This window comes from Microbispora sitophila, from assembly GCF_014892245.1.
Taxonomy (GTDB): Bacteria; Actinomycetota; Actinomycetes; order Streptosporangiales; family Streptosporangiaceae; genus Microbispora; species Microbispora siamensis.
This window is the reverse complement of sequence record NZ_JADBGC010000005.1, coordinates 35,840-54,455: the sequence shown is the minus strand read 5'-3', so window position 1 is coordinate 54,455 and position 18,616 is coordinate 35,840. Positions and strand designations below refer to the sequence as shown.

The window sequence follows — 18,616 nt, the reverse complement described above, 5'->3', positions numbered from 1 at the left end:
TCAAGGGCCTGCGCCTGCCTTTCCTGCCGCATGTCGGGTACGGGCGGCGATCTTAGAGCGTCCACCCGCGAATGTCAGCGCCCCGGCTCCACGCGTGCCGCCGGACGGGCGCGGAGCTGGGACGTAGTGTGGCGGCATGACGCTGGAGCTCGACGGCAGGATCGTGAAGATCACGAATCCGGACCGCGTGGTCTTCCCGCGGTCCGGGCACACGAAGCTCGACCTGATCTCCTACTACCGGGTGGTCGCCGAGGGGGCGGTGCGCGGCGTGGCCGACCGGCCGGTGATACTCAAGCGCTTCGTGCACGGCGTCGACAAGGAGGCGTTCTTCCAGAAGCGCGCGCCCGCCAAGCGCCCCGAGTGGGTGGAGGTCGTCGAGCTGAGCTACCCCTCCGGCCGCACGGCGGAGGAGGTGGTGATCCGGGACCTCGCCCACCTGCTGTGGACGGTGAATCTGGGCTGCGTCGACCTCAACCCTCATCCCGTGCGGGCCGATGACCTCGACCACCCGGACGAGCTGCGGATCGACCTCGACCCCGTGCCCGGCGTCGGCTGGGAGCAGATCGTCCGGGTCGCCCTGGTCGCCAGGGACGTGCTGGAGGAGCACGGCCTGACCGCCTGGCCCAAGACGTCGGGCTCGCGCGGCTTCCACGTCTATGCCCGCATCGAGCCGCGCTGGACCTTCCGCGAGGTACGGCGGGCCGCCGAGGCCGTGGCCAGGGAGGTCGAGCGCAGGGAGCCGGACGTCGCCACCAGCCGATGGTGGAAGGAGGAGCGGCAGGGCGTCTTCGTGGACTACAACCAGAACGCCCGCGACCACACCGTCGCCTCCGCCTACTCCGTACGGCCGACCGGCCTCGTCTCGGCCCCGCTGGCCTGGGGCGAGGTGCCCGGGTGCCGGCCGGAGGACTTCACGCTCGCGTCGATGCCCGACCGGTACGCCGAGGCGGGCGACCCGTGGGCCGGGATGGACGAGCGGGCGGGTTCCCTGGAGGCTCTGCTGGAGCTGGCCGAGGCCCAGGGGCCGCGGCCGGACAGGCCCGCGGCCCCGCCCAGGCAGGGGCGGCGTCAGTCCGTCATGCCGCTCGTCGAGATCGCCAGGGCCGCCACGCGGGACGAGGCGATGACCGGGCTCGAACGGTGGAAGGCCCGCCACCCCGAGGTGGCCCGCCTCCTGCAGCCGGCCGACGTCCTGGTCGACTCGATGCGCGGGCGCAGCTCGACCTGGACCAGGATCCGGGTCAACCTCCGGCACGTCCCCGAGCCCGATCGGCCCGGCCAGGAACCGCTGGAGGTCGACTACGACCCCTACGGCAGGGATCAGCCCGGGCCGTAGACGTCCCACAGCTCGCCGAGGAAGAACCGGCAGAAGCGGGTCACGGCCGCCGCGCCGTCCGGCCCCGCCGTACGGAAGGTCGTGAGCATCCGCACGAGGTCGGACGGCAGGATGCGCAACGTCCCCGCGGCGACCACGGCGGCGTGTTCGTCCCCGTCCTCCTCGACGTGCCCCTCCAGCAGGCGGGCGTGCAGGGTGGAGGTGTCCAGCCACAGGCGGGTCGGCGCGCCCGGCAGGATCTCCTTGTGCCCGGCCAGCGTGCGGGGGCGGCCGTCGGCGTCCCAGAAGTGCAGGCGGTAGCACATGCGCCGCTGCCCGGCCGTCTCCCCGGGGACGAACAGGTTGAACGAACCCCGGGCGAGCGGCCGCCTGCCCCCGCACAGGTCGGCCTCGATCCAGCCCTCCGCCCTGGCCTCGTGCTCGGGCTCGGTGAGGAAACGGCCGATGTCGTCGATCGTGATCGTGAGGCGGAAGGCGAACGGGAACCCTCCGGCACTCCCGCGGGTCGCACGGCCGGGCGGGCCGGGCATCAGGAGCCCCCGCATCTCCTCGACGAACCACAGCGAGGTCCGGCCCTCGAACACGCTCGGCTCGTCCGCGGGCCCGGCCGCGAAGGGCCGGCGGCCGGAGACGGCGGACGGCGCCTCCGGGCGGGCCTGCGTTTCCGGCGTTCCCACCGTATCCACCGTATCCACCGCCTCCGGCCGCGCCGCCGCCGTGCCCACCGGCACGGCCTGCGCCCCCACCTGGATCGGCGGCGCGGCGGACAACTCCACGGCGGATGCCGCGAGGGACGCGCGGGTCTCCAGGATCCGGGTGCTCATGCGGTCGGCGAGCGCGGCGATCGTCAGCGACGGGTTGGCGCCGACCGGCCCCGGCAGGGCCGCGCCGTCCGCGACGTACAGCCCGGGGAAGCCGAAGACCTCCCCGTACGCGTCGCAGACCCCCTCGCCCGGATGGCGGCCCATCGGCGCCCCGCCCAGCGGATGCACGGTCATGACCCGCCTGCGCCACCACGGCGGGCTGTCCACGTACTCCGCGCCGAGCACGTCGCCGATCCTGCGCATGATCGCGCGCAGCCGCTCGTAGTAGTCCTCGCTGGTCTCGGCCGTCCAGTCCACGTCGAGGCGGCCGTCGCGCAGGCGCAGCCTCCCGTCCGGGACGTCACGGCCCATGCCGAGCAGCGGCAGCGAGGTGCCCGACAGCTCGCCCCGGCCGATCAGGTCGGCGAACTCCGCCGACAGGTTGGTGTCGTGGGTGAGGACGTTGCGCAGCCGCCGTAGCAGGAACCGGGCGATCCGGCCGGGCCCCATGTCCGCGCCCTCGACCAGGTAGTCGACGAACTCGGGATAGCCGCCGTCCTCGATGTAGGCGCCGCGCCCGTCCGCGCCGTCGTCGAGGCGTATCGCGCTGGTGATGACCGGTCCGCGGCTCGCCCGGATGGGCCGGGTCCTGCTCCGGTCGGTGGCCCGCAGCAGGAACGCCAGCATGTCCCCGTTGCCGCAGAAGCGGGTGCCGAGCGTCCCGCTCAGGCCCGGGAAGGCCGCCCGGTTCTTCAGCAGCAGGTAGGACGTGCCGTACGTGCCGGCGGCCAGGACGAGCCGGTCGCAGCTGATCGTGTGCGGCCCGGTCCACCGCGGCAGCCCGTCGGCCTCCTCGCCCGCCTCGTCGCCGCGGGGCATGTGCTCGACGTACTGCACGTCGTAGCCGCCGCCCACGCGCGGCCTGATGCGCCGCACCTCGTGCAGCGTACGCAGGTCGGCCCCGTGGTGCCGGGCGGCCGACAGGTAGGTGTGGTCGAGGCTGTTCTTCGCGCCGTCGTTGCAGCCGAGGTCGCACTCGCCGCACAGCCGGCACGTACGGCGCGGCACGCCGTGCAGGTTGCCGTACGCCGGCCCGGCGATCGGCATGCCCTGGCAGGGCTCCGCCCCGGGCGACGGCGCGAAGCTGACGGCCAGCGGCGGAAGCCGCCAGTCGAGTCCCAGTTCGGCCGCCGCGTCCCGCATGGCGAGCGTCTTCAGCGTGTCGTCGAAGCCGGGATGGCTCAGCGGGTAGGGCGACACGCCGATCATGCGCTCGACCGCGTCGTAGTGCGGATCGAGGTCGGCCCTGGTCACCGGCCACGACTCGTAGCCGCCGCCGGGCAGCGCCTGCTCGTGGACGAACCAGTCCTCGTCCTTGCGCAGCATGACGTTGGCGTAGATGAGCGAGCCGCCGCCGAGGCCGCTGGCGACCACCGAGTCGCAGTCGGAGAAGCTCCAGATGTCGAACATCCCGTACAGGCCCTCGGCCGGGTCCCAGAAGGCGCGGCCGAGCTGGGCCGGGCCGCGCGGGAAGTCCCCCGGCGCGTACGCCCTGCCCCGCTCCAGCACCACCACCGACAACCCCGCCTCGGCGAGGCGGTAGGCGGCGACCGCGCCGCCGAAACCCGAACCGACCACGACCGCGTCGACGTGTTCCATAAGTGATCTTTCGGTGTCGCGTCAGCGACCGCTGTGTCGCTTCAGGAAGTCAAGGATGTGCGGGAAGACGTCCCGGTGCGCGTTCGCCCCGATCAGGGGGTCGATGTGCCCATACCCGGGCAGAATCCGCAGCTCGTGCCGCCCCGGCGCCGCCTTGGACAGGACGCGGTGGCAGACGATGTTGGAGTCGGTGAAGACGTCGTTGTGGTCGCCCGTCAGGAACAGGATCGGCGTGTCGACCTCGGCCGCGTTGACCAGGTAGTCGTCCGGCAGCGCGGCGTACCGCGGGTCGCCGGTGTCGTACTTCACCGCCCGCCCGGCGGCCACCATCTTCCGCACGTGCCGGTAGTAGTGCAGGTCGCAGGCGCCGTTGAGGTCGGCGAGCCGCTCGTGGAGGTGCGTGCTCGGCGTCAGGTTGCGGTGGCGGTACATCGCGGGCCTGCCGCTGCCCCACATGAAGCTCTGCATGTGGCAGGCCGCCTCCCGGCACTCCGGATGGAAGAAGGAGACGGCCCGGGCCAGCAGCCACCGCCGCGTCAGCGGAGGCGCGTCCCTGAACCGCGGGTCCAGGTAGGACAGGCCCGTGCCGTACTCCAGCAGCGCGGGGCCGAGGGCGAGCTTGAGGCGGGCCCAGGGGTGCACCCGGGGCGTCAGCGCGACGCTGTTGGCGACCACGCTGGCGATCCCGCTCACGGCTCCGGAGAACAGGCTCATGTGGAAGGTCACCGACCCCAGGCAGTGGGCCACCACGTGGATCCGCCGCGCCCCCACGTGGCGGCGGATCTCGCGCAGTGCTGCCGGGTGGTCGTACTGGGCGATGTCGTCCAGCGTGTGCCTGCGGGTCTCCATCGTGTACGGGAACCTGTTGCTCATCCGGAAGTCCAGCGTCCACACGTCGCCGAACCCGCTGTCGTGCAGGAACCCGACCAGGTTCGTCTGCTCCGGCATGATGAACATGTCGCTCGACGAGGTCAGTCCGTGCACGAGCAGCACGACGTCGTCCGGCGCCCCCTGCGCCGGCGTGTCGTCGCGGCGGAACCGGGTGAGCTGTAACCCCAGCTCGTCCTCGGTGGCGAACGGATGAACCGTGACCTCGGCGTCCCGCACGCCGTCGAGCGTGAACCGGGGTATGCGGTGTTCCATCCGATCGCCTTTCTGCCGGGGTTTACGATCGCAGGACCACCCGTACCGGCGGCATCGTGGAAAACCCGTACTTACCGGCACTCACCGCGTGAGGGCGGTCGCCACGCCGACCCGGGAGGTGACCTCCAGCTTGGCGAAGATCCGCGACAGGTGCGTCTCCACCGTACGGACGCTGAGGAAGAGCCGCTCGGCGACCTGCTGGTTGGTCAGCCCCTCGGCGACCAGCAGAGCCACCTCCAGCTCCCGTGGCGACAGTCCGAACCTGGCCGCCTCCCCGCCCGCGGCCGTGGTCGCGCCGCCGCCCACGCGTACGCCGAGGCGGCGCAGTTCGCGCTCGGTGCGCGCCTTGAGCGCGCGGGCGCCGCAGGCGTCGAAGACCTCGGCCGCGGCGCGCAGATGCTCCCTGGCGCGGCTCCGGCCGCCCGGCGTCGCGAGACGCGCGAGCCCGGCGGCGAGCAGGGCCCGGCCCGCGTCGAGCCGCCGCTCGCCCGCGGTCAGCAGGCGGGCCGCCTCCTCCGCGGCCTCGGCGGCGGCACCCGGGTCCTGACGGGACAGCGCGTGCGATCGGGCGAGCGCGGCGAAGCCGCAGTAGGCCGGCAGGCGCGGCTCCTCCAGCCGCACGGCGAGCGCCGCCCACTGCGCCGCCCGCGCGGCCCCTTCCGGGTCGGCCTCAGTGCCCGTCTCCCGGGCGGCGTCCGCGTAGGCGAGTGTCTCGCACGCCTGGAGCAGCGTCCCCGGGTCCACCCGCGGCGACTCGAACCGGTTGCACGCGTCCAGCACCGCCTCGACGCCCTCGGCGTACCGGCCCGCGTTGACCAGGGCCTGTCCCCGCGCGTAGCGGGCCGTGGCCTCCCAGGTCTCGCCCGCCCCGACGCCGCACCGCACGGCCTCCTCGCCGGCGCGCAGGGCCGCCTCGTCGTCACCGCTCCACGACTCGGCCAGGCAGACCTGGGTGAGCGCGAAGACGAGCTGCTGTCCGGAGTCGAGCAGCCTGGCCCCCTCGACGGACTCCTCCGCGGTAGCCCTTGCCTCCGCCAGGCGGCCCGTCGCCACCAGCGTCTTGGCCCGGCCCGCGAGCAGGTTGGTCAGGATGTAGGTCTGCCCGGTCGACCGCGCGACGGCCGCCGCCCGATCGAAGTGCCGCAGCGCCTCGCCGTACCGGCCGAGATAGGACTCGGCCCAGCACAGCCAGGCGATGGCGTCCAGCCACTCGGACAGGTGCTCGTCCGGCGCGTCCGCGAGCAGCTTGCCGGCGATCTCGGCGTAGCGCAGCGCGTCGTCCGTACGGCGGGCGGCCAGGGCGGGCATCGGGCGCAGCGCCGCCACCGCGACCGCGAGCCCCGGCTCCCAGTCGTCGGCGCTGTCGGGCATGAGGTCGAGCACGGCCTGGGCGGCCCGGAAGTCCACCCGCATCATGCTCTCGGCGACCAGGCGCATCCGCATCGGCACGGCGGCGGCCGCCCGTGGGTTGGGCATGCGGCTCAGCTCGTCGAGCAGCAGCGCCCTGGCCTCCTGCGGGCGGTCGAGCTGGCGCTCCATCAGCGCGCAGACGCGGGCCGCGCGGCCCCTGCGGGGGTAGTCGTCCTCGGGCAGCCTGCGCAGCAGGTCGCGGGCGGTGTCGCGGCCCTCGGCCAGCCTGCCGCTGATCCCCTGGGCCCAGCTCAGCTCCAGCATCAGGGCGAGCCGGTCCTCCCGGTTCGCGGCGTCGTCCGGCATGAGCCGCAGCGCCGCCTGCAGCCAGTGCGCCGAGGTGGCCGGCGCGTGCGCGGTCACCGCGCGGGCCGCGGCCACCAGCACCTCCACGGCCCGCTGGTCGCCGAACGACCCGGAATGCTCGACGTGGTGGGCCTGTACGGTCGCCGGGGCGCCCAGCTCGGCCAGGTGGGCCGCGATCCTGGCGTGCGCGCCCAGGCGCCAGCCCGCGGCCGCCGACTCGTAGACGGCGCGCCGCACGAGGGGGTGGCGGAAGCGGAACCGCCCGCCCGCGCTGCGGACGATGTCGCGCTCGACCAGTTCGTCCAGCGCGGCCAGCGTGGCGGCCGGCGGCACCTCGGCGGCGACGGCGGCGACGGCCGGTTCGAACTCGTCGGCGGCCACCGCGGCGGCCTGGGCCACCAGCAGCGCGCCGGGGGACAGGTCGCCCAGCTCGATCCGGAGCGCGGCGAGCACGGTCGGCGGCAGCTCGGCCACGTCGGTGCCGCCCATCCGGGCCAGCGCCTCCAGGTAGAACGGGTTTCCGCCGCTGGCCTCGTACAACGCCATGCCGCGTCCCCGGCTGACGTCGGGGCCGAGGAACTGCCGGACCTCCGCCGCGCTGAGGGGACCGACCGCGACCTCGTGCCCGCGCGGGCCGGCCGCCGCGGCCAGCCTGGCCACGCGCGGGGCGGCCTGGGCCGGGCGGAAGGCCACCGCCATCAGCACCGGGCCCGCGGGCGGATGCCGCACGACGTGGTCGAGGAACTCGAGCGTGCCGTCGTCGGCCCAGTGGACGTCGTCGAGGACCAGCAGCAGGCCGGTGGGCCCGGCCAGCGCGCCCACCAGGTGCCGTACGGCCCGGTAGAGCCGATATCGGGCCAGGCCGCTGCGGTCGTCGGCCAGCGCGGGCTCGTCGCCGGCCGGGCCCCCGTCGGCGGCGAGCCCGGGGAAGACGCCGGACAGCAGAGCGGCCTGCCCGGACCCCACGGCCCGGACGACCTCCTCCCGGCGTGCGTCGAGATGGTCGTCGAGCGCGTCCACCAGCGCGCTGTAGGGAAGCATCTGCTCGTACTCGGCGGCGCGTCCCCACAGCGGGGTGAAGCCGTCCCCGCCGGCCATCGCCGCGAGCTCGCCGAGGAGCCGTGTCTTGCCCGCGCCCGGCTCGCCGACCAGCGCGAGGAACTGGAACCCGTCGCGGCGGCTCGCGGCCATCGCGCCCCGCAGCGCGGTCAGCGCGTCCTGTCGTCCGACGAGTGGCGCGGAAGTGCCCGTGACGACCGGACCGGCCGTACGTCCGTCCATCAGAACCTCGGCAGGGGACCGTCGCCTTCAGGCGACGGGGGAATGCCGTCCCTGTCTGGTGTTCTCTCTGGGCTCATCGCGGATGCCTTTCACCGGTGGATTGGATGGACGGTGCTTTTTATGGTGATCGTGTGACTCGTCAGGTGCGCGCCTCCTTCAGCGCGCGTATGACATCAGGTGCCACGTGGTGCGGGGGACCGCGGGCGGCCGTCCTGGCCGCAGGCTGGCGGGATTGGTCTGGTCGACATACCAGGAGGTCACGTCCACCCAACTCGCGCGGAGGAGGCGGCCTGCTGGTGCGGACCGGTGATTCCGCGCTTCCTGTCTCCGGTTTTGTCGGCGCCATCGGGCATGTCCGGGTCCACCAGCACCGCCGTGTGGTCGGCACCGTCAAGACGATCGGCGTCAAGCGGGAAGGCGCCCGCTGGTATCTGATTTTGTCCTGTGACGACGTGCCCGCCGAGCCGCTTCCGCGAACGGGCGCGGCCGTCGGGATCGACCTGGGCGTGGCCTCGCTGGCCACGACCAGTGACGGTGCCCCCCTGGCCAACCCGCGCCACCTGGCCGCGTCCACCGGCCGTCTGGCGGCGGCCCAGCGGGATCTGGCCCGCAAGAGGCGGGGGTCCAAGCGGCACCGTGAGGCGGTGGCCCGGGTGGCGGCCCTGCACGCGAAGGTGCGCAGGCAGCGCCTGGACTACGCGCACAAGCAGGCGCTCACGCTGGTCCACGCGTATGACGTGATCGTGCGTGAGGACCTGCGGATCGCGAACATGATCCGCTCGGCGTCGGGCACGATCGTCCAGCCTGCGCGGAACGTCGCGGCCAAGTCGGGGCTGAACCGGAGCATCCTGGACGCGGGTTGAGGGGTGTTCCTGCGTGTACTCGCGTACAAGGCTGAAAGCGCCGGTCGCGAGCTGATCGCGGTGAAGCCCGCCGGCGCCTCCCGCACCTGCGCGCGTTGCGGGCACCGCGCGAAGGAGAACCGCGTCACACAAGCCCGGTTCCAATGCCAGGCGTGCGGCCACACCGCACACGCCGACGTGAACGCGGCGATCAACATCCTCAGGGCAGGGCTTGCCCTTCGCGATGCTGCGGAAGCGGCTTAGCGAGAAGCCGCTCCCTGCCGGGAACGGAGGAGTCACTCGCACCCCACACGCGAACGCGCGGGCCGCCCCCGCCGGTCGCGCCGACAACACTCAGTAAGTGCACTTTACAGATCAGGGGACCTCTGGAGGAGACCGGTCCGACATTGACACCCTATGGAAAGTATTCGAAAAGGAACCGGTCAGTTCGGGCGATACCGGGATCAGGGGTGCACGGCACCGGGTACGGGACGCCTCGTTCACACATCGTCACCGCGGAGGTGCCAGGTGCTGGACCGGATCGCCGATCCCAGGGGGCGGCGCACGCCGTACGGGCCTCCCGACGCGGTGGAACGGCTGGCCGCGGCCCTGCCGAGCCACATGCGCGACGCGCTTCCCCCGGTCATCCGCCTCGGCAGCCCCTGGCCGGTGCGTGTGGACGTGTTCCCGGAGGACGGCGTCGCCGGGCCGGACGCCGAGCGCTGGGTTCCCGCCGTCTCCGCGGCGGGTTCCAACGGCGACGCCCTCGACCTGGCGGTGCGCGGCGGCCGGGTCGTGGGCGTACGCGGCCGGGCCGGCGACCGCGTCAACCACGGCAGGCTCGACCCCCGGGAGTGGCACGCCTGGCAGCCGCGCGCGGGCCGGCTGACCTGCCCCCTGGTTCGTGAAGGCGGGGTTCGTGAAGGCGGGGTGCGTGCGGGCGGGCGGCTGGTCGAGACGACATGGGACGCCGCGATGGACCGCATCGTCGCGAGGTCGCGGGAACTGCTCGCCCGTCCCGGCGGCTGGGGCCGCCTCGCCTTCTACACGGGCCCGCGGTTGTTCCTCGAGGAGCACTACACCCTCGCCGTCATCGGCAAGGCGGGGATCGGCACCCCGCACATGGACGGCGACACCCGCTGGGGCGCGGCGGCGGCCGCTGCCGCGCTCGCGGCGAGCTTCGGCACCGACGGCCAGCCCGGCTCGTACACCGACGTGGACCACTGCGACGCGCTCGCGCTGTGGGGGCACGACTGCGCCGCCACCCATCCCGTGCTGTGGGAGCGCATGCTCGACCGCCGGCTCGGATCCAGACCGCCCGCCATGATCGCGGTGGGCCCGGAGGGGACGGCGGCGGCCAGGGAGGCCGACGTTCACCTCGCCGTGCGTCCCGGCACCAACGTGGCCCTGCTCAACGGACTGCTGCACGAGCTGATCGCGGGCGGCTGGCACGACGCGGCCTACGTCGCCGCGCACACCGTCGGGTTCGAACGGCTGTGGCGGGTCGTCGAGGCCTACCCCGCCAAGCGGGCGGCGGAGATCTGCGCGGTGCCGGTCGGGCAGATCGAGCAGGCCGCCGAGATCCTGGGTGCGGCCGAACGGCTGGTGTCGACCGTGGGCCAGGCCTTTCTGGGCTCCAACCAGGCGACCGCCGCCGCCTGCCAGGTCAACAACGTCCACCTGCTGCGCGGCATGCTCGGCCGTCCGGGGGCCGGGCTGTTCCAGCTCGGCGGGCCCGGGTGCGACGCGCTGGAGGCGGGCTCGGCCGCGGACCTGCCCGGGTTGCGCAACTGGGCCGACACGGGGCACGTGCGCGAGCTGGCGGACCTGTGGAACGTCGCCCCCGCCGTCATCCCGCACTGGGGGCCCGCCACGCACGCGACCCAGATCCTCAGGTACGCCGAGGAGGGCTCGGTCGGGCTGTTGTGGATCACGGCGTCCGATCCGGCGGCCACGGTGCCCGGCCTCGACCGGATCCTCGCGAGGGAGGACCTGTTCGTCGTCGTCCAGGATCCGTACCTGACCGAGACCGCGCTGCTGGCCGACGTGGTGCTCCCGGCGGCGGCCTGGGGCGAGAAGACCGGCACCGTCACCGGCGCCGACCGCACGGTGCACCTGTGCGAGAAGGCGGTCGAGCCGCCGGGGGAGGCCAGGACGGACCTCGACATCCTGCTCGACTACGCGCGGCGGATGGACCTGCGCGACCGGGACGGCCGGCCGCTCGTGCACTGGACCGACGCGGAGTCGGCGTTCGAGGCGTGGAAGGCGTGTTCCAGAGGCCGTCCGTGCGACCACACCGGGATCACCTACGAGCGGCTGCGGGCCGGCGGGGTCCAGTGGCCCTGCCTGCCGTCCAGCTCCCACGGGGTTGAGCGTCTGTACGCCGGGGGGCGCTTCGCCACCGGGCCGGGGCACTGCCAGACGTTCGGGGCCGACCTCGCCACGGGGGCCGAGTACGGCGAGGAGCGATACCGCGCGGAAAACCCCGGGGGACGCGCCTTCCTCCACGCGGCCGACTTCGAGCCGTCTCCCGAGGTCGCCGACGACGCGCACCCCCTCGTCCTCACCACCCGTCCGGCGCCGCGCCGCTTTCCGGCCCGGCCGGCTCGTCGTGGCGACGCCCCGTCCGAGCCGTTCCCGGCCCAGCCACACCTGGAGCTCCACCCCGGCGACGCCGCGGCGCTCGGCGTCGAAGACGGCGACCTCGTCCGGGTCGAGTCGCCCCTCGGCGTGCTGGATGCCGTCGCGCGCCTGTCGGGCGTACGCCCGGGCGTCGTGCTCCTGCCGCTCGACGGGCAGGACGAGGCCGTGACGTGGGCGGCCGCGGAGCTGACGCTCACCGCGTGGGACCCGGTGTCCCGCAGGCCGCTGCGCACGGCGGCGGCGGTCCGGCTGGTGAAGGCCGGGCGGCGCGGGGACGCCGCCGTGGGGGAGGGCCTCTACTCGGCCGCCGCCACGCGCCTCGGCCGTGGCGTGACCGCGCGGCCCGAGGTGACGGCCGCGGCCGGGGGAGGGGAGGCGCCGGAACGGTACGAGGAGGTCTGACGTCCGCGATCGCCGGAGATGAGGTGGGTCGGCCTACCGGAAGGAAGCGACGACATATGGCCCTTGCAGGCACACGCACCGCTTGGGGGGACGCCGCCCGCGGGTGGGACGATCCGTGACCGAGCATCTGGCGCGCTACCTGGAGACGCTGTCCCGCGCGCAGCACAGGCTGTCGTCCGGGTTCCGCGCGCTGCGGCGCGGCCATCCCCGTGAGCCGGACCTGTGCGGCGTCTGCGAGCGCCTGGCCGCGCAGTGCCACGATCACGCCGAGCGGCTCGCGCCCTTCCAGCGGCGATACCGCTCCGGGGGCCGACGTGATCGCGTCAAGCCGCCGGGGCTGGAGGTGCCGCGCCTGGAGACCTCGGGTTTCGACACCGGGGGGTTCGATGCCGGGGGTTTCGACACCGGGAGGTACGACGCCGGAGGGTTCGATGCCGGAGGGTTCGACGCCGCGAGTATCGACGGCGGAGGTTTCGACCCGGCCGGCCTGGAGCCGGCGGACCTCCAGCGGGTGGTCCGCGGGGCCGTGGAACGGGAGCGGGCGGTCGCCGAGGGCGCGGACGCCGGCGCGCCACGGCGCCCCCGCGTGACACCGGGACGGGGCGGCGGGGACGGCGGCGGCCTCGCGCTGCTGCGGGACCTGCACGGCCTGTACCTGCTCGCCACCGAGTGCGACCTGTCGTGGAGCGTGGTCGCGCAGGCCGCCCGCGGGCTCAGGGACGACGAACTGCTCGACCTCGCCCGGCACTGCGCCGCCGAGACGGCCGTCCAACTGCTCTGGCTGCGTACCCGGATGCGCCAGGCCGCGCCGCAGGTTCTCGTCGTCCCGTCCTGGTAGTCCGGGAAAAGGCCGACAAAGTCCGCCATTAAGAGGAAATCTAGACAAGTCTTGTATGATTTCCGGTTGCATGGATTGTGTCGGCGTGGGGGTAATTGATAGAAGATTATCTCGGTGCCGGCGACCGGCAGGGATCGGCCGTGCCCATCGTGATACCGGTGCTCATGGCGGGGGCGTACCGGTGGTGGCGGGAATGGCTCGCCGGAAAAGGCGAGCGCCGTGCCGCGATTTCTCGGCGGCGCCGGCCGCATTCGGCGGCCGGCGCCGCCGCGGATCACAGAACGGCTGGAGGTCCGCGCAGGCCCGGGCGCGTCCGTCCGTGGACGTCAGGCGGATGGCTGTGGGATTCGAGAATTCGGCCGCCCGAGTTCTCCTTCATGTCGGCTTCCGAATAGAGGAACTGGGCGCTGCCCGAGTCCTACGAGGGCCGAGAGCACTTCCCGCGTTGTGGCCGCGGCCTATGGAGTGGGCCGCCCTGGGCGATGATCTGGTCGAGCGATCGCGAGGCGACCGGCTTCCACGACGGTCCGGGGCTGCCGTCCCACGCCGGACTCGTGTCCGCTGCCGGATGTGACCAGGTGGGGAAACGACGAAACCCCGGCCTCGGCCGGGGTTTCTGTGGCTGGTGGACGATACTGGGATTGAACCAGTGACCTCTTCCGTGTCAGGGAAGCGCTCTCCCGCTGAGCTAATCGTCCGTGCCCGGATCTCGTCCGGGCTCCGAGCGGAAGACGGGATTCGAACCCGCGACCCTCACCTTGGCAAGGTGATGCTCTACCACTGAGCCACTTCCGCAGCCATCGCTCGGGGTTTCTCCCGGCGACGCGTGAACAACTCTAGCGGATCCCGGAGGGTGCCGGTGCCAACTGCCTTCAATCCCCGGCGCCCACGCGGCACGTGACCGAAGCGGGGCGAGACGTTGACCTGCGGGGGAGGCCGCGCGCAGGATGAGGCGGCAACGGTACGCAGGAGGGGGTTACGCGATGGCGAAGGTGCTCATCATCACCGGCGACGCGGCCGAGGACCTGGAGGTGATGTACCCGTACCAGCGGCTTCTCGAGGAGGGCTACGAGGCGCACATCGCGGCGCCGTCCGCCAAGAAGCTGCAGTTCGTGGTGCACGACTTCGTCGGCGGCTTCGACACCTACACCGAGAAGCCGGGCCACACCTGGGCGGCCGACGTCGCCTTCTCCGAGGTGAACCCGGACGAGTACGCCGCGCTGGTGATCCCCGGCGGTCGTGCCCCCGAGTACATCCGCGGCGACCGGAACGTCCAGGAGATCGTGCGCCATTTCGCGGACGCCGGCAAGCCGATCGCCGCGCTCTGCCACGGGCCGCTGGTGCTCGCCGCCGCCGGGGTGCTGAAGGGCCGCGAGAGCAGCGCGTACCCCGCCTGCGCGCTCGACGTCGAGAACGGCGGCGGCACGTGGGTCGACAGCGAGGCCCACGTCGACCAGAACCTCGTGACCGGGCGGGCCTGGCCCGACCACCCGGCGTGGATGCGCGAGTTCATGAAGGTGCTGCGCGCCGCCGCCCCGGCGACCTGATCGCCACGCTGACCGGCGGGGGCGGCTCTCCTCGGATCCGCCCCCCGAACGCCTGTGACCCCGCCCGGTGCTCGCCGCGTTCGCCGAGCCCGTGCGGGCCGCCGGCGCCGGGCCCGCCGCCGGACTCGGGCGTGGCTACCACTCGCGCGCCGAGGCGAGCAGCACCTCCCGGACGAGGGAGACATGGGGGCGCTCCGGCGCGCCCGCGCGGCGGGCGAGAAACGGGGTGTTGATAGGCGGGTCGCCGGGGTCGAGGAGCGGCACGACCTCCCCCGCGCGCAGCTCACGAAGGCACAGGTAGCGGGGGAGGACGCTGATCCCGGCACCGGCGGCGACCGCGGCCAGCACCCCGCGAAGGTCCGGCACGACCACGGACGGTGACATCGGCGGGCGCGTGTGGAACACCTGCCGCCAGTACCTGCGGATGATGGGCAGGTCCTCGGCGTAGGCGACCAGCGGGACTTCGCGCAGGGGGCCGGGATCGTCGCAGCCGACGGGACCGATCCGCGCGGCCCAGGCCGGTGCGGCCACCAGGACGAACTCCTCGTCCATGAGCGGTTCGGCGACGACCGAGCGCCCGCGCGGACGTACGGCGGACAGCACCAGGTCGAAGCGTCCGGCGCGAAGCCCGTCGAGCAGGTCGTCGGCGAGACCGGTGGTCACCCGCAGCCGTACGCCCCGATCCACCAGCGGCGCCAGGACGGGCAGCACCCGCACGCACAACAGTTCGGCGGGGCCGCCCAGATGCACCGGCTCGGAGGAATCGCTTCCCGGCAGGCCCCGCTCCGCGACCGCGGCCAGTGCGTCGAGAGGCCCGGCGACCTGTGCGGCCAGCTCGTCGGCCACCGGGGTGGGCGCCACCCCTCGGGGCAGCCGTTCGAACAGCTGGCGCTCCAGCTGCTGTTCGAGGCCGCGTATCTGGCCGGTCACGGTCGGCTGGGACAACCCGAGGAGCTGCGCCCCGCCGGTGAGGGAACCGGCCCGGTACACGGCGAGGAACGTCCGCAGCAGCGTGAGGTCCAGCGGGCCGCGATCGGGGACCCGCTCATCGGATTCTTGATGGGTCATAGTGGCAAAGCTATTGGTCCTCTGATGGGATGGCGACCTACTGTCGGATCGTCGCCGCCGGCGAGCCGCCAACGGCCGCCGGCTCACCGCGCCTCGCGTACGCGCCGAGGCCCGTCGAGAGAGCTACCGCAAATGGCACAGATCCTTTTCGTCATGACCGGCGCCGACCGTCTGAGGCTGGCCGACGGAACTTCGCACCCCACCGGCTACTGGGCGGAGGAGTTCCTCGCGCCGTACCGCGCGTTCACGGAGGCGGGGTACGAGGTCGTCGTCGCGACCCCGGGCGGTGTCGTGCCGCCGGTCGACCCTGCCAGCTTGGCGCCGGAGTTCAACGGGGGACAGGAGGGTGCGGACGCCGCCGCCGCGGCACTGGAGGCCGCCGTGGAACTACGCCGCCCGATCGCTCTGGAGAAGGCCGACCCGGGCGAGTACGCGGCCGTGTTCTACCCGGGCGGGCACGGGCCGATGGAGGACCTCGCGTCCGACGCCGACTCGGCCCGGCTGCTCACCGCGGCGATCGGGTCCGGCACGCCTCTTGGCCTCGTCTGCCATGGTGTGGCCGCCCTGGTCGGCACCGCGGACGGTGACGGGACCTCGCCCTTCGCCGGCTACCGCGTCACCGGCTTCACCAGGGCGGAGGAGGAGCAGGCCGGCCTCGCGGACCGGATGGAGTGGGTGCTGGAGGACCGGCTGGTGGCGCTGCGCCTGCGCTTCTCCGCCGGCGAGCCGTGGGCGCCGCACGTCGTCGTCGACCGCACCTTGCACACCGGGCAGAACCCGGCTTCGTCCGCCCCGCTGGCCGCCGCGCTGCTGAAGACGCTGAGCTGACCCCGACCCCAACCCCGGCCCTGGTCCTGTCGTGGCACTGCCTGCCGCGGGCGGTCGCGACACTGCCTGGCAGGGGATCTCCCGACCGGCAGGGGCGTTTGTGGGAAATTCAGATTTCCCCAATTCGACGACGTTTGCCGCCGGGCCGGGGCTCTATCTAGATTGTTCGCCCAGGTGTTGTGCGTACCAGTGTATTGCTGATACAAGTTCACGTGACATCCCGCATACTCGCGAACGGGGTATTGGTGAGAAAGTCGCGAAGCGTTCTCCTGGCATTACCGACGGTTTCCGCACGGTGACCGGGGAGGGGCAAAGCGCTGGTAGCCGCCCTGGTCGTGGCGGTGCTCGCGACGGGGAGCCTACCAGTGGCGACAGTCCGGACTGTTGGATAGTCGTGGTGACATCGGAGTGAGTCTCCGGTGTCACCACGACCCACGTCACATCTGACGATAGGGACAGTCGTGAAGTGCATCAAGATATGCGCGTCGATGGTGGCCGTCCTAGCCATGAGCATCGCCTGCGGGGCGACCTCGAAGCCGTTGCCCCGATCAAGCGGGGATTTTTCGCCGGCGCATCTGGTGACCGTTCTCCGTGGCGCCATCGTGATCAGCAATCCCGGTACGCCTTTGCTGGTCAGTGACTCCAGGCTTCAGCGGATCCCGGGCGGTTACGAATTCAGGGTGTCCGGGGAGGAGTGGTCGGGATATTACCAGGCCAGTACACCGGTCATGGACATCGACCATCCTCTGACGGTCACTCTGGACCACAGCGGGAACGTCAGAGATATATCGAAACTCCCTTTCAGTAGGCTGGACGGCGCGCTCAGAAACTTCGGTCGAGGCGCGGGAGACGAAAGTGACTGGATCCTACCTCGCTTGTCGGCGGGTATCCGGGTGCGGGCGGTAGCGGAGTTCGAAATCCCGATGTCCGAGAGAGAGCTCGCTTGGAACTACCAGTCCAACCGATATTTTCTGTCGCGGGGATCCGGAAGTGGTCGGCCGATATATTGGGGAGGGGATATCGAGTGCCCCGCACCCTCTGTGCGGCGCGACTGTGACAGCCATTCCGCGATCGACACGTTTCGGGCCTGGGTTGGGCAGTTGACCGAGAAGGACAGGCTTATCTTAGACAAATTTGGCATCTCTCTGGACGCCCTTCGCGTCACCGCTAAGGAGGGTCGCATCTACGGCCTGATCCAGCAGGCGTCGCCGCAAGTCATCCGGCAATTCAAGAAGAATCGAAATGTGCGATCGCTGTGGATCGTCGACATGTGGCCGTGCCGTAAGAAGGAAGCGTGTCCTTGAGCTGGTCCTCGCGCATCGCGGAATCCTCGCCGCGGAATAAAGTCGACTTTCACCTCCCGCGCCGATACTTCCGGGAGCGTGCAAGGGGGCCAAGGGTGTGATGGGAACCTTGAGACGCGCCGTGACCATGATGGCTGTCGCGATCACGATCGCGAGCTGTGACGTCTCACCGGAGATGATGGCGCGATCCTCCCTGGACGAAGCGGTGCCGTGCTCGTCGGCCATGTGTGCCCACGTGGAAGAGGTGCTGACCACCGGGATGATGATCGCGAATCCCGAGTACGTGGTGGAGCCCTGGTACGGCGGACCCTCGGTGAACGGCGGTGAGATCACCGTCGGAGTGTTCGTGCGACCGAGATCCGTCCCTGACGCGTCGATGCAGCAGGTGTTCGAGGTCGTACGGAAGGACTCGGGTGAGGTTCGTTTTCCGCATCTGCCTTACACGGACATGGCGCCGCTCCTCTTCGGTGCCGCACCCGAGGTGTCACACAACGCCCAGGTGCTCCTCGACCGGCTGCCGAGCAACGTCACCGTGACGGTGGTCGTCGAATTGAAACACCCCATGCGCATGGAGGAGCTCAAGAAGACCACCTTCCTGATGTCGCTGGACCTCATCCTGTCGCCTCTGAGACCCATGACGCGGCCGGGCCTTGACGGCTGGAGAACGAGGCCCCTGTACTGGCCCAGCGGCCTGGCCTGTGAGGAGCGCGATCGACCCCAATGCGACGACACTGACCAGATGTCCCAGTTCCGCAGCTGGGTGGCCGCATTGAGGGACGATGATGCCATCATGATCAAGACGATGGGTTTCGATCTGTCGCGACTACGATCCGCTGCCTCCGCTGGGCTCGTCTACGGATGGATCGTCTACGGCCAACCCGAGGTGGTGCGGCCCAGCGTAGCGGGGCCGCTGGTGAAGGCGGCCCGCATCGCAGACATCACACCTGTTCGCGATAAAGATCAGGTGGTCGTGCCGTTGCCGCGCAGTTACTGACCAGCGTGTCCTCCGGTCTTTTCGGAGCGGTGGGACCCCGCTGCCTCTGTAAAAGAACGAGGGATTTCACGGCCTTCCACTCATCGGAATTCGGCTGAATGGCTCGAGGTGAGAACTCTCCGGGCCCCGCAGTGCCGGCGCCACCCGCGGCAGGGGCGCCGCCACCGTGATGCTGGGCCTGCAGTTTTCGACCGCCGAAGCGTGGGCCTCAT

At 71.9% G+C, this 18,616-nt stretch carries 13 protein-coding genes and 2 tRNA genes; 9 read left to right on the top strand and 6 right to left on the bottom strand.

The genetic code is table 11. The annotated features are described in order from the left end of the window. Nucleotides 1-136 precede the first annotated feature (136 nt). Entirely contained in the window at nucleotides 137-1,336 is a 1,200-nt protein-coding gene (ligD, locus tag IL992_RS10410; RefSeq protein WP_193203131.1) for a non-homologous end-joining DNA ligase, read from the top strand. Here ligD and IL992_RS10405 read toward each other — a convergent pair. From IL992_RS10405 to IL992_RS10395, 3 genes are all read right to left on the bottom strand, one after another. Then, entirely contained in the window at nucleotides 1,321-3,798 is a 2,478-nt protein-coding gene (locus IL992_RS10405) for a GMC oxidoreductase (protein ID WP_193203130.1), read from the bottom strand. The two genes, ligD and IL992_RS10405, sit on opposite strands and share 16 nt — an antisense overlap. 21 nt (nucleotides 3,799-3,819) lie before the next feature. Next, nucleotides 3,820-4,941 (bottom strand): alpha/beta fold hydrolase, encoded by a 1,122-nt coding sequence (locus IL992_RS10400; protein WP_193203129.1) that lies wholly within the window; start codon nucleotides 4,939-4,941, stop codon nucleotides 3,820-3,822. 81 nt (nucleotides 4,942-5,022) lie between these two features. Next, nucleotides 5,023-7,938: a helix-turn-helix transcriptional regulator gene (locus IL992_RS10395; protein WP_193203128.1), complete on the bottom strand. Its 2,916-nt coding sequence runs from the start codon at nucleotides 7,936-7,938 to the stop codon at nucleotides 5,023-5,025. A 296-nt stretch (nucleotides 7,939-8,234) separates the two neighbouring features. Here IL992_RS10395 and IL992_RS45985 point away from each other — a divergent pair, with 296 nt between their 5' ends. From IL992_RS45985 to IL992_RS10380, 4 genes are all read left to right on the top strand, one after another. Then, entirely contained in the window at nucleotides 8,235-8,801 is a 567-nt protein-coding gene (locus IL992_RS45985; protein WP_319018462.1) for an RNA-guided endonuclease InsQ/TnpB family protein, read from the top strand. A gap of 3 nt (nucleotides 8,802-8,804) precedes the next feature. Continuing rightward, nucleotides 8,805-9,044, top strand: a complete 240-nt coding sequence (locus tag IL992_RS45980) for a transposase (RefSeq protein ID WP_319018461.1) — start codon at nucleotides 8,805-8,807, stop codon at nucleotides 9,042-9,044. A gap of 264 nt (nucleotides 9,045-9,308) precedes the next feature. Beyond that, complete coding sequence (locus IL992_RS10385; protein ID WP_319018460.1) at nucleotides 9,309-11,825, top strand: molybdopterin oxidoreductase family protein; 2,517 nt, start codon at nucleotides 9,309-9,311, stop codon at nucleotides 11,823-11,825. Nucleotides 11,826-11,940: 115 nt separating this feature from the next. After that, on the top strand, nucleotides 11,941-12,663 hold the full coding sequence (locus IL992_RS10380; RefSeq protein ID WP_193203126.1) for a hypothetical protein: 723 nt from the start codon (nucleotides 11,941-11,943) through the stop codon (nucleotides 12,661-12,663). A gap of 623 nt (nucleotides 12,664-13,286) precedes the next feature. Here IL992_RS10380 and IL992_RS10375 read toward each other — a convergent pair. Both IL992_RS10375 and IL992_RS10370 read right to left on the bottom strand, forming a co-directional pair. Next, nucleotides 13,287-13,361: transfer RNA gene (locus IL992_RS10375), tRNA-Val, on the bottom strand. Between the two features lie 25 nt (nucleotides 13,362-13,386). Then, nucleotides 13,387-13,458: transfer RNA gene (locus IL992_RS10370), tRNA-Gly, on the bottom strand. 188 nt (nucleotides 13,459-13,646) lie between these two features. Here IL992_RS10370 and IL992_RS10365 point away from each other — a divergent pair. After that, the gene (locus IL992_RS10365; RefSeq protein ID WP_193203125.1) at nucleotides 13,647-14,210 is read left to right on the top strand and encodes a DJ-1/PfpI family protein; all 564 of its coding nucleotides are present in this window, start codon (nucleotides 13,647-13,649) and stop codon (nucleotides 14,208-14,210) included. A 135-nt stretch (nucleotides 14,211-14,345) separates the two neighbouring features. On the opposite strand, the gene IL992_RS10360 is transcribed toward IL992_RS10365, so the two are convergent. Further along, complete coding sequence (locus tag IL992_RS10360) at nucleotides 14,346-15,278, bottom strand: LysR family transcriptional regulator (protein ID WP_193203124.1); 933 nt, start codon at nucleotides 15,276-15,278, stop codon at nucleotides 14,346-14,348. 132 nt (nucleotides 15,279-15,410) lie between these two features. Here IL992_RS10360 and IL992_RS10355 point away from each other — a divergent pair, with 132 nt between their 5' ends. The 3 genes from IL992_RS10355 to IL992_RS10345 all read left to right on the top strand — a co-directional run bounded on the left by IL992_RS10355 (nucleotide 15,411) and on the right by IL992_RS10345 (nucleotide 18,404). Continuing rightward, a complete protein-coding gene (locus IL992_RS10355) occupies nucleotides 15,411-16,106 on the top strand; it encodes a type 1 glutamine amidotransferase domain-containing protein (protein ID WP_193203123.1) in 696 nt (231 codons plus the stop codon). Nucleotides 16,107-16,567: 461 nt separating this feature from the next. Next, on the top strand, nucleotides 16,568-17,410 hold the full coding sequence (locus IL992_RS10350) for a hypothetical protein (protein WP_193203122.1): 843 nt from the start codon (nucleotides 16,568-16,570) through the stop codon (nucleotides 17,408-17,410). 121 nt (nucleotides 17,411-17,531) lie between these two features. Further along, nucleotides 17,532-18,404: a hypothetical protein gene (locus IL992_RS10345; protein WP_193203121.1), complete on the top strand. Its 873-nt coding sequence runs from the start codon at nucleotides 17,532-17,534 to the stop codon at nucleotides 18,402-18,404. Nucleotides 18,405-18,616: the final 212 nt, after the last annotated feature.

Coding starts and splice junctions, on each gene's coding strand:
- IL992_RS10405 (WP_193203130.1), bottom strand. CDS start 3,798: ATGGAACACGTCGACGCGGTCGTGGTCGGTTCGGGTTTCGGCGGCGCG.
- IL992_RS10360 (WP_193203124.1), bottom strand. CDS start 15,278: ATGACCCATCAAGAATCCGATGAGCGGGTCCCCGATCGCGGCCCGCTG.
- IL992_RS10355 (WP_193203123.1), top strand. CDS start 15,411: ATGGCACAGATCCTTTTCGTCATGACCGGCGCCGACCGTCTGAGGCTG.
- IL992_RS10400 (WP_193203129.1), bottom strand. CDS start 4,941: ATGGAACACCGCATACCCCGGTTCACGCTCGACGGCGTGCGGGACGCC.
- ligD (WP_193203131.1), top strand. CDS start 137: ATGACGCTGGAGCTCGACGGCAGGATCGTGAAGATCACGAATCCGGAC.
- IL992_RS10365 (WP_193203125.1), top strand. CDS start 13,647: ATGGCGAAGGTGCTCATCATCACCGGCGACGCGGCCGAGGACCTGGAG.
- IL992_RS10395 (WP_193203128.1), bottom strand. CDS start 7,938: ATGGACGGACGTACGGCCGGTCCGGTCGTCACGGGCACTTCCGCGCCA.